Source organism: Enterobacter cloacae complex sp. FDA-CDC-AR_0164, assembly GCF_003071645.1.
In the GTDB taxonomy this organism is placed as follows: domain Bacteria; phylum Pseudomonadota; class Gammaproteobacteria; order Enterobacterales; family Enterobacteriaceae; genus Enterobacter; species Enterobacter ludwigii.
Genome location: NZ_CP028950.1, coordinates 1,150,449 through 1,165,615, shown reverse-complemented (window position 1 = coordinate 1,165,615; position 15,167 = coordinate 1,150,449). Strand labels below are relative to the sequence as shown.

At 53.9% G+C, this 15,167-nt stretch carries 9 protein-coding genes and 3 rRNA genes; 10 read left to right on the top strand and 2 right to left on the bottom strand.

The features are described from left to right. Window positions 1-9: 9 nt before the first annotated feature. From nfi to AM410_RS05650, 4 genes are all read left to right on the top strand, one after another. Window positions 10-678, top strand: a complete 669-nt coding sequence (gene nfi, locus AM410_RS05665; RefSeq protein WP_025206412.1) for a deoxyribonuclease V — start codon at window positions 10-12, stop codon at window positions 676-678. A gap of 44 nt (window positions 679-722) precedes the next feature. Beyond that, entirely contained in the window at window positions 723-1,313 is a 591-nt protein-coding gene (locus AM410_RS05660; protein WP_014168169.1) for a YjaG family protein, read from the top strand. A 186-nt stretch (window positions 1,314-1,499) separates the two neighbouring features. After that, entirely contained in the window at window positions 1,500-1,772 is a 273-nt protein-coding gene (gene hupA / locus AM410_RS05655) for a nucleoid-associated protein HU-alpha (protein WP_002445246.1), read from the top strand. Window positions 1,773-1,783: 11 nt separating this feature from the next. Beyond that, complete coding sequence (locus AM410_RS05650) at window positions 1,784-2,476, top strand: DUF1481 domain-containing protein (protein WP_020882988.1); 693 nt, start codon at window positions 1,784-1,786, stop codon at window positions 2,474-2,476. A 43-nt stretch (window positions 2,477-2,519) separates the two neighbouring features. On the opposite strand, the gene purD is transcribed toward AM410_RS05650, so the two are convergent. Together purD and purH are read right to left on the bottom strand one after the other, a co-directional pair. Then, window positions 2,520-3,812, bottom strand: coding sequence for a phosphoribosylamine--glycine ligase (gene purD / locus AM410_RS05645; protein WP_020882989.1), 1,293 nt, complete (start codon window positions 3,810-3,812; stop codon window positions 2,520-2,522). Window positions 3,813-3,827: 15 nt separating this feature from the next. Next, a complete protein-coding gene (purH, locus tag AM410_RS05640) occupies window positions 3,828-5,417 on the bottom strand; it encodes a bifunctional phosphoribosylaminoimidazolecarboxamide formyltransferase/IMP cyclohydrolase (RefSeq protein WP_108647622.1) in 1,590 nt (529 codons plus the stop codon). 562 nt (window positions 5,418-5,979) lie between these two features. Here purH and AM410_RS05635 point away from each other — a divergent pair. The 6 genes from AM410_RS05635 (at window position 5,980) to aceA (ending at window position 15,129) form a co-directional block, all read left to right on the top strand. Next, window positions 5,980-7,519 (top strand): 16S ribosomal RNA (locus AM410_RS05635). A 208-nt stretch (window positions 7,520-7,727) separates the two neighbouring features. Next, window positions 7,728-10,634, top strand: a 23S ribosomal RNA gene (locus AM410_RS05630). 63 nt (window positions 10,635-10,697) lie between these two features. Beyond that, a 5S ribosomal RNA gene (gene rrf / locus AM410_RS05625) occupies window positions 10,698-10,813 on the top strand. The 16S, 23S and 5S rRNA genes sit together here, the layout of an rRNA operon. A 178-nt stretch (window positions 10,814-10,991) precedes the next feature. After that, window positions 10,992-11,921 (top strand): homoserine O-acetyltransferase MetA, encoded by a 930-nt coding sequence (gene metA, locus AM410_RS05620; protein WP_073397740.1) that lies wholly within the window; start codon window positions 10,992-10,994, stop codon window positions 11,919-11,921. A 270-nt stretch (window positions 11,922-12,191) separates the two neighbouring features. Continuing rightward, window positions 12,192-13,793 (top strand): malate synthase A, encoded by a 1,602-nt coding sequence (aceB, locus tag AM410_RS05615; RefSeq protein WP_073397738.1) that lies wholly within the window; start codon window positions 12,192-12,194, stop codon window positions 13,791-13,793. Between the two features lie 31 nt (window positions 13,794-13,824). Next, entirely contained in the window at window positions 13,825-15,129 is a 1,305-nt protein-coding gene (gene aceA, locus AM410_RS05610) for an isocitrate lyase (RefSeq protein WP_040018675.1), read from the top strand. Window positions 15,130-15,167: the final 38 nt, after the last annotated feature.

Sequence of the window (15,167 nt, the reverse complement as noted above, 5' to 3'; positions counted from 1 at the left end):
GGAGTGGTTATGGATCTCGCGTCATTACGCGCTCAACAGATAGAACTGGCCTCATCCGTGATCCGCGAGGATCGTCTGGACACAGACCCGCCGCAGTACATTGGCGGAGCAGATGTGGGGTTTGAGCAGGGAGGTGAAGTGACGCGGGCGGCAATGGTGCTGCTGAAGTATCCCTCGCTGGAACTGGTGGAGTACAAGGTGGCGCGTATCGCCACCACCATGCCGTACATTCCTGGCTTTCTCTCATTCCGTGAATATCCCGCGCTGCTGGCAGCGTGGGAGCAACTCTCGCAAAAACCCGACCTGCTGTTTGTCGACGGCCATGGTATCTCTCATCCGCGCCGCTTAGGCGTCGCCAGCCATTTTGGGCTGCTGGTGGATGTCCCCACCATCGGTGTGGCTAAAAAACGCCTGTGCGGTGCGTTTGAGCCGCTCTCCGCCGAGCCAGGCGCGCTGGCACCTCTCATCGATAAGGGTGAGCAACTGGCGTGGGTCTGGCGCAGTAAAGCGCGTTGTAACCCCCTGTTTATCGCCACCGGGCATCGGGTGAGCACGGACAGTGCGCTGGCGTGGGTGCAGCGCTGCATGAAAGGGTATCGCTTACCGGAGCCCACCCGCTGGGCTGATGCCGTAGCGTCAGGGCGTCCGGCTTTTACGCGTTGGCAAGAAATTCAGTGATGATTCAGGTAAACTGCGGCTAATTTTCGATTCGAGACCTCATCATGCTACAAAACCCGATTCATCTGCGCCTTGAGAAGCTGGAAAGCTGGCAGCACGTGACTTTTATGGCTTGCCTGTGCGAGCGCATGTATCCCAACTATGCCGCGTTCTGCAAGCAGACAGGCTTTGGTGAAGGGCAGATTTATCGCCGCATCCTGGATTTAATCTGGGAGACGCTGACGGTCAAAGACGCTAAGGTGAACTTCGACTCTCAGCTTGAAAAGCTTGAAGAGGCGATCCCGGCTGCGGATGACTACGACCTGTATGGTGTCTATCCGGCCATTGATGCCTGCGTGGCATTAAGCGAACTGATTCATTCCCGTCTGAGCGGTGAAACCCTGGAGCATGCTATCGAAGTCAGCAAGGCATCCATTACGACCGTCGCGATGCTGGAAATGACCCAGGAAGGTCGGGAAATGACCGACGAAGAGCTGCGAGTGAACCCCGCGGTTGAGCAGGAATGGGATATCCAGTGGGAAATTTTCCGCCTGCTGGCAGAGTGTGAAGAACGTGATATTGAGCTGATAAAAGGGCTCCGTGCGGACTTACGTGAGGCTGGTGAGAGCAATATTGGTATAATTTTTAACCAATGAGACAACAAAACTTGATATAACGCTCGTTTTGTCGCTCCTCGACTCTTCCCTTTCGCCCCTTGTCTGGTCTACATTTGGGGGGCGAAAAAAAGTGGCTATCGGTGCGTGTATGCAGGAGAGTGCTTTTTTGGCATTTTCGTCGCACTCGATGCTTAGCAAGCGATAAACACATTGAAAGGATAACTTATGAACAAGACTCAACTGATTGATGTAATTGCGGACAAGGCTGATCTGTCTAAAGTGCAGGCTAAAGCTGCTCTGGAATCTACCCTGGCTGCTATTACTGAGTCTCTGAAAGAAGGTGATGCTGTACAACTGGTTGGTTTCGGTACCTTCAAAGTGAACCACCGCGCTGAGCGTACTGGCCGCAACCCGCAGACCGGTAAAGAAATCAAAATCGCCGCAGCTAACGTGCCGGCATTTGTTTCTGGTAAAGCACTGAAAGACGCTGTTAAGTAAGACGCGTGGCAGTGAACAGTTTTAACGAAGGGGCGGCAACGCCCCTTTTGTCTGTCTGGCGTGGTCTTTTCGCGCTGGCGGGCGTGATGTTTCTGTCCGCCTGTAGCCACGACACCTCTCTGCCACCGTTTACCGCCAGCGGCTACGCTGACAACCAGGGTGCGGTGAGGATCTGGCGCAAAGATTCTGGCGGCGAAGTGCATCTGCTTTCTGCTTTCAGTCCGTGGCATAACGGCAATACGTCGACCGCGGAGTATCGCTGGCAGGGCGATGACCTGTCGCTGATAGAACTGAATGTCTACAGCAAGACCCCCGAACATGTGAAAGTGCGTTTTGATGACCATGGCGAGCTGAGCTTTATGCAGCGGGAAGTCAGCGGTCAAAAGCAGCAGCTTTCCAGCGATCAAGTCGCACTCTATCGTTATCGTGCCGAACAAATCCGCCAGACCAGCGATGCGCTGCGTCAGGGACGCGTTGTGCTGCGCCAGGGGCGGTGGCATGCCGATGGCACGGTAACAACCTGCGAAGGGCAAACCGTTAAGCCTGAGCTTGAAGCCTGGGCAACCGAACATATTGAGCGCCGTCAGCGGCATTCATCAATGGAAGTGAGTGTGGCGTGGCTGGAAGCGCCGGAAGGTTCTCAACTGCTGCTGGTCGCGAACGAAGACTTCTGCACCTGGCAGCCGACAGAAAAGAGTTTTTGAGTGACGTCCCCTCTCCCTGACGGGAGAGGGGCTGGCTGAAGAATTACTCGCCCTGCTCACGCGCAATTGCGCGATAGCCGATATCCTGGCGGCTAAAGCTACCGTTCCAGTGAATATCTGCCATCAGCGCATAGGCACGCTTCTGTGCTTCTGCAACGGTGTGACCCAGCGCGGTCGCACACAGTACACGGCCGCCATTAGTAAGCACACGATCGTCGTCAGACAGCTTCGTGCCGGCGTGGAATACCTTCGCGCCTTCTACTTCTTCCAGCGGTAAACCGTGGATCTCATCACCGGTATTGTAATTACCCGGATAACCCCCCGCAGCAATCACCACGCCCAGAGAAGCACGTTCATCCCACTCAGACGTTTTCTCATCCAGCTTACCTTCACAGGCGGCAAGACACAGTTCCACCAGGTCAGATTTCATGCGCAGCATGATTGGCTGTGTTTCCGGATCGCCGAAGCGGCAGTTGAACTCAATCACCTTCGGATTGCCCTGCTTGTCGATCATCAGGCCTGCATAGAGGAAACCGGTGTAAGTGTTACCTTCGGCAGCCATGCCTTTGACGGTTGGCCAGATAATGCGGTCCATGGTGCGCTGATGCACTTCGTCAGTGACCACAGGGGCAGGGGAGTAAGCGCCCATACCGCCGGTGTTCGGCCCGGTATCTGCATTGCCAACGCGTTTATGATCCTGGCTGGTGGCCATCGGCAGAACATGCTCGCCGTCGACCATCACGATAAAGCTCGCCTCTTCACCGTCAAGGAACTCTTCAATCACGATGCGATGGCCCGCATCGCCAAAGGCGTTGCCTGCCAGCATATCCTGAACCGCGGCTTCGGCTTCCTCGAGCGTCATCGCCACGATAACGCCTTTACCGGCGGCCAGACCGTCGGCTTTGATAACGATAGGCGCACCTTTTTCACGTAAGTAAGCCAGGGCTGGCTCTACTTCGGTGAAATTCTGATATTCCGCCGTCGGGATGTTATGACGTGCGAGGAAATCTTTGGTGAAGGCTTTCGAACCTTCCAGCTGTGCAGCCCCTTCCGTTGGGCCGAAGATTTGCAGGCCAGCAGCCCGGAAGGCGTCAACGACGCCAATCACCAGCGGCGCTTCCGGACCCACGATGGTCAGATCGATTTTCTCCTGCTGAGCAAAGCTCAACAGGGCCGGGATATCGGTCACGCCGATAGCGACGTTCTGTAACGTGGGTTCCAGCGCAGTACCGGCATTACCCGGTGCCACAAAGACGGTTTTTACCTGCGGCGACTGGGCCGCTTTCCACGCCAGAGCGTGCTCGCGCCCGCCATTACCAATGACTAATACTTTCATTTTCTGCTCCGTGGATTAATGGCGGAAGTGACGCATGTCGGTGAAGATCATCGCAATGCCGTGTTCGTCAGCAGCGGCAATGACTTCGTCGTCACGGATTGAGCCGCCAGGCTGGATAACACAGGTAATGCCCACAGCAGCAGCAGCGTCGATACCGTCACGGAACGGGAAGAAGGCGTCAGAGGCCATTGCCGAGCCTTTCACTTCCAGACCTTCATCAGCCGCTTTGATACCGGCAATTTTCGCGGAGTAAACGCGGCTCATCTGGCCTGCGCCTATTCCGATGGTCATGTTCTCTTTTGCATAGACAATCGCGTTGGATTTCACGAACTTCGCAACCTTCCAGCAGAACAGCGCGTCACGCAGTTCCTGCTCGGTAGGCTGGCGTTTCGTCACGACGCGCAGATCGCCCGCGGTGACCATGCCCAGATCGCGATCCTGAACCAGCAGACCGCCGTTCACGCGTTTGAAGTCCAGACCCGGTACGCGCTCAGCCCAGTGGCCGCACACCAGTACGCGCACGTTCTGTTTTGCCGCGGTAATTTTCAGGGCTTCGTCGGATGCAGAAGGAGCGATGATCACTTCGACAAACTGACGGGAGATGATGGCCTGTGCTGTGTCAGCGTCCAGCTCGCGGTTGAAGGCGATAATGCCGCCGAATGCGGAGGTTGGGTCGGTTTTATAGGCGCGATCATAGGCGTCAAGAATGGAGGTGCTTACCGCTACGCCACATGGGTTCGCGTGCTTCACGATTACGCAGGCGGGTTCACTGAACGCTTTCACGCACTCGAGCGCTGCATCGGTGTCAGCGATGTTGTTATAGGAGAGTGCCTTGCCCTGAACCTGCTGTGCGGTCGCAACAGAGGCTTCTTTTACCGCTTCTTCTATATAGAAGGCAGCCTGCTGGTGGCTGTTCTCACCGTAACGCATATCCTGCTTCTTAATGAAGTTCAGGTTCAGCGTACGCGGGAAGCGGCCGGAAGGTTCAGTGCTTTCGCCATGATAAGCAGGCACCAGGCTACCGAAGTAGTTGGCGATCATGCTGTCGTACGCGGCGGTGTGCTCGAATGCTTTGATGGCGAGGTCGAAACGCGTCTCCAGCGTCAGCGACCCTTCGTTGGCATCCATCTCATTAATAATGGTGTTGTAGTCGCTGCTCTTCACCACGATGGCAACATCTTTATGGTTCTTAGCCGCTGAGCGCACCATGGTTGGGCCGCCGATATCAATGTTTTCGACGGCGTCTTCCAGAGAGCAGCCTTCGCGGGCAACGGTCTGCGCGAACGGGTAGAGGTTAACGACGACCATGTCGATTGGCGCGATATCATGCTTTTCCATAATGCCGTCGTCCTGGCCGCGACGACCAAGAATACCGCCGTGGACCTTCGGGTGCAGGGTCTTGACGCGTCCATCCATCATTTCCGGAAAACCGGTGTAATCGGACACTTCGGTTACCGGCAGACCTTTCTCTGCTAACAGGCGAGCGGTACCACCTGTAGAAAGCAGCTCCACACCGCGTGCAGAAAGTGCCTGAGCGAATTCGACGATACCGGCTTTATCAGAAACACTGAGCAGAGCGCGGCGGACTGGACGACGTTGTTGCATGGTAAATCCCCTGGATTTCACGATTACAGAGAGCGTTAGATGAATTTTCCAGCGAAAAACTCATCTAACACACCTGACGAGGCATCCTTGTTAAGCGCGAGCATTTTAACGAAAACGTTTGCGCAACGCTCGCGAATTTTCACTTTTTCGTATCTCTGTGGATAAGTCTGTGTGTAAAAGGGTATAAGGCGGGGTTTTGCTGGGGAATGCAGCAGTCAGTCATTTTTCTGTCATTTAGCGGTTGCGGCCTGCTGAGAACTCCCTATAATGCGCCTCCATCGACACGGCAGATGTGAATCACTTCACAGTTAACCCGGTCGGTTGAAGAGAAAAAATCCTGAATTTCAGGGTTGACTCTGAAAGAGGAAAGCGTAATATACGCCACCTCGCGACGGTGAGCTGTAAGCCGCGTCGCAACTGCTCTTTAACAATTTATCAGACAATCTGTGTGGGCACTCAAAGTGACATGGATTCTTAATGTCTTCGGACAAAAAATGAATACCAAGTCTCTGAGTGAACATACGTAATTCATTACGAAGTTTAATTCACGAGCATCAAACTTAAATTGAAGAGTTTGATCATGGCTCAGATTGAACGCTGGCGGCAGGCCTAACACATGCAAGTCGAACGGTAGCACAGAGAGCTTGCTCTCGGGTGACGAGTGGCGGACGGGTGAGTAATGTCTGGGAAACTGCCTGATGGAGGGGGATAACTACTGGAAACGGTAGCTAATACCGCATAACGTCGCAAGACCAAAGAGGGGGACCTTCGGGCCTCTTGCCATCAGATGTGCCCAGATGGGATTAGCTAGTAGGTGGGGTAACGGCTCACCTAGGCGACGATCCCTAGCTGGTCTGAGAGGATGACCAGCCACACTGGAACTGAGACACGGTCCAGACTCCTACGGGAGGCAGCAGTGGGGAATATTGCACAATGGGCGCAAGCCTGATGCAGCCATGCCGCGTGTATGAAGAAGGCCTTCGGGTTGTAAAGTACTTTCAGCGGGGAGGAAGGTGTTGTGGTTAATAACCGCAGCAATTGACGTTACCCGCAGAAGAAGCACCGGCTAACTCCGTGCCAGCAGCCGCGGTAATACGGAGGGTGCAAGCGTTAATCGGAATTACTGGGCGTAAAGCGCACGCAGGCGGTCTGTCAAGTCGGATGTGAAATCCCCGGGCTCAACCTGGGAACTGCATTCGAAACTGGCAGGCTAGAGTCTTGTAGAGGGGGGTAGAATTCCAGGTGTAGCGGTGAAATGCGTAGAGATCTGGAGGAATACCGGTGGCGAAGGCGGCCCCCTGGACAAAGACTGACGCTCAGGTGCGAAAGCGTGGGGAGCAAACAGGATTAGATACCCTGGTAGTCCACGCCGTAAACGATGTCGACTTGGAGGTTGTGCCCTTGAGGCGTGGCTTCCGGAGCTAACGCGTTAAGTCGACCGCCTGGGGAGTACGGCCGCAAGGTTAAAACTCAAATGAATTGACGGGGGCCCGCACAAGCGGTGGAGCATGTGGTTTAATTCGATGCAACGCGAAGAACCTTACCTACTCTTGACATCCAGAGAACTTAGCAGAGATGCTTTGGTGCCTTCGGGAACTCTGAGACAGGTGCTGCATGGCTGTCGTCAGCTCGTGTTGTGAAATGTTGGGTTAAGTCCCGCAACGAGCGCAACCCTTATCCTTTGTTGCCAGCGGTCCGGCCGGGAACTCAAAGGAGACTGCCAGTGATAAACTGGAGGAAGGTGGGGATGACGTCAAGTCATCATGGCCCTTACGAGTAGGGCTACACACGTGCTACAATGGCGCATACAAAGAGAAGCGAACTCGCGAGAGCAAGCGGACCTCATAAAGTGCGTCGTAGTCCGGATTGGAGTCTGCAACTCGACTCCATGAAGTCGGAATCGCTAGTAATCGTAGATCAGAATGCTACGGTGAATACGTTCCCGGGCCTTGTACACACCGCCCGTCACACCATGGGAGTGGGTTGCAAAAGAAGTAGGTAGCTTAACCTTCGGGAGGGCGCTTACCACTTTGTGATTCATGACTGGGGTGAAGTCGTAACAAGGTAACCGTAGGGGAACCTGCGGTTGGATCACCTCCTTACCTTAAAGAACCTGCCTTTGTAGTGTCCACACAGATTGTCTGATGAATGATAAATTTCAAAATGTACTGCGAAGTGCATTGTGAAATTTTGCTCTTTAAAAATCTGGATCAAGCTGAAAATTGAAACGACACACAGTTAATGTGTGTTCGAGTCTCTCAAATTTTCGCAAACTGATGATGAATCGAAAGAAACATCTTCGGGTTGTGAGGTTAAGCGACTAAGCGTACACGGTGGATGCCCTGGCAGTCAGAGGCGATGAAGGACGTGCTAATCTGCGAAAAGCGCCGGCGAGGTGATATGAACCTTTGACCCGGCGATGTCCGAATGGGGAAACCCAGTGTGATCCGTCACACTATCGTTAACTGAATACATAGGTTAACGAGGCGAACCGGGGGAACTGAAACATCTAAGTACCCCGAGGAAAAGAAATCAACCGAGATTCCCCCAGTAGCGGCGAGCGAACGGGGAGCAGCCCAGAGTCTGAATCAGCTTGTGTGTTAGTGGAAGCGTCTGGAAAGTCGCACGGTACAGGGTGAAAGTCCCGTACACGAAAGCACACAGGCTGTGAACTCGAAGAGTAGGGCGGGACACGTGGTATCCTGTCTGAATATGGGGGGACCATCCTCCAAGGCTAAATACTCCTGACTGACCGATAGTGAACCAGTACCGTGAGGGAAAGGCGAAAAGAACCCCGGCGAGGGGAGTGAAAAAGAACCTGAAACCGTGTACGTACAAGCAGTGGGAGCCTCTTTTATGGGGTGACTGCGTACCTTTTGTATAATGGGTCAGCGACTTATATTCTGTAGCAAGGTTAACCGTATAGGGGAGCCGAAGGGAAACCGAGTCTTAACTGGGCGTTAAGTTGCAGGGTATAGACCCGAAACCCGGTGATCTAGCCATGGGCAGGTTGAAGGTTGGGTAACACTAACTGGAGGACCGAACCGACTAATGTTGAAAAATTAGCGGATGACTTGTGGCTGGGGGTGAAAGGCCAATCAAACCGGGAGATAGCTGGTTCTCCCCGAAAGCTATTTAGGTAGCGCCTCGTGAACTCATCTTCGGGGGTAGAGCACTGTTTCGGCTAGGGGGCCATCCCGGCTTACCAACCCGATGCAAACTACGAATACCGAAGAATGTTATCACGGGAGACACACGGCGGGTGCTAACGTCCGTCGTGAAGAGGGAAACAACCCAGACCGCCAGCTAAGGTCCCAAAGTCATGGTTAAGTGGGAAACGATGTGGGAAGGCACAGACAGCCAGGATGTTGGCTTAGAAGCAGCCATCATTTAAAGAAAGCGTAATAGCTCACTGGTCGAGTCGGCCTGCGCGGAAGATGTAACGGGGCTAAACCATGCACCGAAGCTGCGGCAGCGACGCTTATGCGTTGTTGGGTAGGGGAGCGTTCTGTAAGCCGTTGAAGGTGTCCTGTGAGGGGTGCTGGAGGTATCAGAAGTGCGAATGCTGACATAAGTAACGATAAAGCGGGTGAAAAGCCCGCTCGCCGGAAGACCAAGGGTTCCTGTCCAACGTTAATCGGGGCAGGGTGAGTCGACCCCTAAGGCGAGGCCGAAAGGCGTAGTCGATGGGAAACAGGTTAATATTCCTGTACTTGGTGTTACTGCGAAGGGGGGACGGAGAAGGCTATGTTAGCCGGGCGACGGTTGTCCCGGTTTAAGCATGTAGGCGGAGGTTCCAGGTAAATCCGGTACCTTATTAACGCTGAGGTGTGATGACGAGGCACTACGGTGCTGAAGTAACAAATGCCCTGCTTCCAGGAAAAGCCTCTAAGCATCAGGTAACATCAAATCGTACCCCAAACCGACACAGGTGGTCAGGTAGAGAATACCAAGGCGCTTGAGAGAACTCGGGTGAAGGAACTAGGCAAAATGGTGCCGTAACTTCGGGAGAAGGCACGCTGATATGTAGGTGAAGCCCCTGCGGGTGGAGCTGAAATCAGTCGAAGATACCAGCTGGCTGCAACTGTTTATTAAAAACACAGCACTGTGCAAACACGAAAGTGGACGTATACGGTGTGACGCCTGCCCGGTGCCGGAAGGTTAATTGATGGGGTTAGCGGCAACGCGAAGCTCTTGATCGAAGCCCCGGTAAACGGCGGCCGTAACTATAACGGTCCTAAGGTAGCGAAATTCCTTGTCGGGTAAGTTCCGACCTGCACGAATGGCGTAATGATGGCCAGGCTGTCTCCACCCGAGACTCAGTGAAATTGAACTCGCTGTGAAGATGCAGTGTACCCGCGGCAAGACGGAAAGACCCCGTGAACCTTTACTATAGCTTGACACTGAACACTGGTCCTTGATGTGTAGGATAGGTGGGAGGCTTTGAAGCGTGGACGCCAGTCTGCGTGGAGCCAACCTTGAAATACCACCCTTTAATGGCTGGTGTTCTAACGTAGACCCGTAATCCGGGTTGCGGACAGTGTCTGGTGGGTAGTTTGACTGGGGCGGTCTCCTCCCAAAGAGTAACGGAGGAGCACGAAGGTTAGCTAATCCTGGTCGGACATCAGGAGGTTAGTGCAATGGCATAAGCTAGCTTGACTGCGAGAGTGACGGCTCGAGCAGGTGCGAAAGCAGGTCATAGTGATCCGGTGGTTCTGAATGGAAGGGCCATCGCTCAACGGATAAAAGGTACTCCGGGGATAACAGGCTGATACCGCCCAAGAGTTCATATCGACGGCGGTGTTTGGCACCTCGATGTCGGCTCATCACATCCTGGGGCTGAAGTAGGTCCCAAGGGTATGGCTGTTCGCCATTTAAAGTGGTACGCGAGCTGGGTTTAGAACGTCGTGAGACAGTTCGGTCCCTATCTGCCGTGGGCGCTGGAGAATTGAGGGGGGCTGCTCCTAGTACGAGAGGACCGGAGTGGACGCATCACTGGTGTTCGGGTTGTCATGCCAATGGCACTGCCCGGTAGCTAAATGCGGAAGAGATAAGTGCTGAAAGCATCTAAGCACGAAACTTGCCCCGAGATGAGTTCTCCCTGAGACTTTAAGTCTCCTGAAGGAACGTTGAAGACTACGACGTTGATAGGTCGGGTGTGTAAGCGCAGCGATGCGTTGAGCTAACCGATACTAATGAACCGTGAGGCTTAACCTTACAACGCCGAAGATGTTTTGGCGATGAGAGACGATTTTCAGCTGATACAGATAACAGAATTTGCCTGGCGGCTTTAGCGCGGTGGTCCCACCTGACCCCATGCCGAACTCAGAAGTGAAACGCCGTAGCGCCGATGGTAGTGTGGGGTCTCCCCATGTGAGAGTAGGGAACTGCCAGGCATCAATTAAAAGAACCCCGTACCGTATGGTGCGGGGTTTTTTGCTTTTTGGGCTTCTTACTTCCTCCTTGAAACTTTCTCACCTTCCGCTTGCAGACTCGACATTCAGCCTGTTTCTGGGTATCGTTAGCTGTCTGGATGTCTAAACGTTTATACGTATGCTGTGAGGATATGAGGTTATGCCGATTCGGGTGCAGGACGAGCTACCAGCCGTCAATTTCTTACGTGATGAAAACGTCTTTGTGATGACGACTTCACGCGCTACAGGTCAGGAAATTCGCCCACTGAAGGTGCTTATTCTCAATCTGATGCCGAAAAAGATCGAAACAGAAAACCAGTTCCTGCGTTTGCTTTCGAACTCGCCGCTGCAGGTTGATATCCAGCTGCTGCGAATCGATGCCCGTGAGTCGCGAAATACGCCTTCTGAGCATCTGAATAACTTTTACTGTAACTTCGACGACATTCGCGACGAAAACTTCGACGGGCTGATTGTGACCGGTGCACCGCTGGGCCTGGTCGAATTTAATGATGTTGCCTACTGGCCGCAGATCAAACAGGTACTGGAGTGGGCTAAAGAGCACGTCACGTCCACGCTGTTTGTTTGTTGGGCGGTACAAGCCGCCCTGAATATCCTCTATGGGATCCCCAAACAAACCCGCACTGAGAAGCTTTCAGGTGTTTACGAGCACCACCTTGTCCTGCCTCACGCCCTGTTGACGCGCGGGTTCGATGACTCCTTCCTGGCCCCACACTCGCGCTACGCCGATTTCCCGGCGCAGCTGATTCGTGATTACACCGATCTCGATATCCTGGCCGAAACCGAAGACGGGGATGCTTACCTGTTTGCCAGTAAAGACAAGCGCATTGCCTTTGTTACCGGCCATCCTGAGTACGATCCGAACACCCTCGCGTCGGAGTATTTCCGTGACGTTGAAGCCGGTCTGAATCCGGCCGTTCCGTACAACTATTTCCCCAAAAACGATCCACAGAACAAACCGAGAGCCACCTGGCGTAGCCACGGGAATTTGCTGTTTACGAACTGGCTCAACTATTACGTCTACCAGATCACACCATACGATCTGCGCCACATGAATCCAACGCTGGAGTAATCTTCTGCACTAAACGATCCTAAAGCGTTTCAGCTATTCACATCAGGCACCTTCGGGTGCCTTTTTCATTTCCGAAATACCACTCAACAAACAATAAAACTTTAATTTCATATTAATCAATGTGTTAAGTTCATTTAATAATTAAAATGGAAATTGTTTTTGATTTTGGGAAAAATATAGATAGTCTTAATTCTGCTGAGCGAAAACTACACAACGATCTTTCGTTCGCATCGGGGGCGTGATTTTGGATCTTTGATGAGGAGCAGAGTAATGACTCAACAGGCAACGACGGTCGATGAACTGGCCTTTACCCAGCCGCATGGCGAGCAAGAACAGCAAATTTTGACAGCAGACGCTGTCGAATTCCTGACCGAACTGGTGACCCGCTTTACGCCAACGCGCAATAAGCTGCTGGCGGCACGCATTCATCAGCAGCAGGAAATTGATGATGGCAAGTTGCCTGGGTTTATTTCGGAAACCGCTTCCATTCGCCGTGGTGAGTGGAAAATCCGCGGCATTCCGGATGATTTACAGGATCGGCGCGTCGAAATCACCGGCCCGGTGGAGCGCAAAATGGTGATCAACGCCATGAACGCGAACGTAAAAGTCTTTATGGCAGATTTTGAGGACTCACTGGCGCCGGACTGGTATAAGGTTATCGACGGGCAAATCAATCTGCGCGATGCCGTAAATGGCACCATCAGCTATACCAACGAAGCCGGCAAAATCTATCAACTGAAACCCAATCCGGCGGTTCTGATCTGTCGCGTACGTGGACTGCATCTGCCTGAAAAGCATGTCACCTGGCGCGGCGAAGCCATTCCGGGCAGTCTGTTTGACTTCGCCCTCTATTTCTTCCACAACCACAAGAATCTGCTGGCAAAAGGCAGCGGCCCCTATTTCTATCTGCCGAAAACACAGGCCTGGCAGGAAGCGGCCTGGTGGAGTGAAGTGTTTAGCTACACGGAAGATCGTTTCAACCTGCCGCGTGGCACCATTAAAGCCACCCTGCTGATTGAAACGCTGCCTGCCGTGTTCCAGATGAACGAAATTCTGCATGCGCTGCGCGACCATATTGTTGGGCTGAACTGTGGACGCTGGGATTACATCTTCAGCTACATCAAAACCCTGAAAAATCATCCCGATCGTGTACTGCCGGATCGCCAGGTGGTCACCATGGATAAACCGTTCCTGAGTGCCTACTCACGCCTGTTGATTAAGACCTGCCACAAGCGTGGGGCCTTTGCGATGGGGGGAATGGCGGCATTTATCCCAAGCAAAGATGCTGAACGTAACAATCAGGTGCTCAACAAGGTGAGAGCCGATAAAGAGCTTGAAGCACGAAATGGCCATGACGGAACGTGGATCGCGCATCCGGGTCTGGCGGATACGGCAATGGACGTCTTCAACCGCGTACTCGGTGAGAACAAAAACCAGCTGTTTGTGACGCGTGATGAGGATGCCCCAACGGCTGAAGAACACCTGCTGGCACCGTGTGCGGGCGAGCGTACGGAAGAGGGCATGCGCGCCAATATCCGCGTAGCCGTCCAGTACATTGAAGCGTGGATCTCCGGTAACGGCTGCGTGCCGATCTACGGCCTGATGGAAGATGCCGCTACCGCCGAAATCTCTCGTACCTCAATCTGGCAGTGGATCCACCATCAAAAAACGCTCAGCAACGGCAAGCCGGTGACCAAATCCCTGTTCCGTCAGATGCTGGCCGAAGAGATGCGGGTGATCCAGGACGAACTGGGTGAACACCGCTTCAGCAGCGGACGTTTTGATGACGCCGCACGCCTGATGGAGCAAATCACCACATCCGATGACTTAATCGACTTCCTGACCCTGCCGGGCTACCGCTTCCTGGCGTAATTCACCCCACAACAATATGGAGCATCTGCACATGAAAACCCGTACCCAACAAATCGAAGAATTGAAGAAAGAGTGGACCCAACCTCGCTGGGAAGGCATCCGCCGCCCGTATAGCGCGGAAGAGGTGGTGAAATTGCGTGGCTCGGTCAATCCGGAATGTACCCTGGCGCAGCGCGGCGCGGCGAAAATGTGGGAGCTGCTGCACGGCGGTGCCAAAAAAGGTTACATCAATAGCCTCGGCGCGCTGACTGGCGGCCAGGCCCTGCAGCAGGCGAAAGCCGGCATCGAAGCCATCTATCTTTCCGGCTGGCAGGTTGCGGCGGACGCCAACCTGGCCTCCAGCATGTATCCGGATCAGTCGCTCTATCCGGCAAACTCGGTACCAACCGTGGTGGATCGGATCAACAACACCTTCCGCCGTGCGGATCAGATCCAGTGGGCGGCAGGCATTGAGCCAAACGATCCGCGTTTTATTGACTATTTCCTGCCAATCGTCGCGGATGCGGAAGCGGGATTCGGCGGCGTGCTGAACGCCTTTGAGCTGATGAAATCGATGATTGAGGCCGGTGCAGCGGCCGTTCACTTCGAAGACCAGCTGGCGTCAGTGAAGAAATGCGGACACATGGGCGGGAAAGTCCTTGTCCCAACCCAGGAAGCGATTCAGAAGCTGGTTGCGGCGCGTCTGGCGGCTGACGTGCTCGGCGTACCCACGCTGGTGATTGCCCGTACCGATGCGGATGCGGCTGACCTGATCACCTCTGACTGCGATCCTTACGACAGCGAGTTCATTACCGGTGAACGCACCAGCGAAGGGTTTTATCGTACCCATGCTGGCATTGAACAGGCGATCAGCCGTGGGCTGGCATATGCACCGTATGCGGACCTGGTCTGGTGCGAAACCTCCACGCCGGACCTGGCGCTGGCAAAACGCTTTGCAGATGCTATCCACGCCAAATATCCGGGCAAACTGCTGGCCTATAACTGCTCGCCGTCCTTCAACTGGCAGAAGAAACTGGATGATAAAACCATCGCCAGCTTCCAGCAGCAGCTGTCCGACATGGGCTACAAGTATCAGTTCATCACGCTGGCTGGCATTCACAGCATGTGGTTCAACATGTTCGACCTGGCGCATGCCTACGCGCAGGGTGAAGGCATGAAGCATTACGTTGAGAAGGTGCAGCAGCCGGAATTTGCTGCCGGTAAAGAGGGCTATACCTTCGTTTCGCATCAGCAGGAGGTCGGGACCGGTTACTTCGATAACGTGACCACTATCATCCAGGGGGGCACCTCCTCCGTCACCGCCTTAACGGGATCGACGGAAGAAGCCCAGTTCTGAGCCGTGTAACGCCCGGTGGCACGCTACCGGGCCTGTGA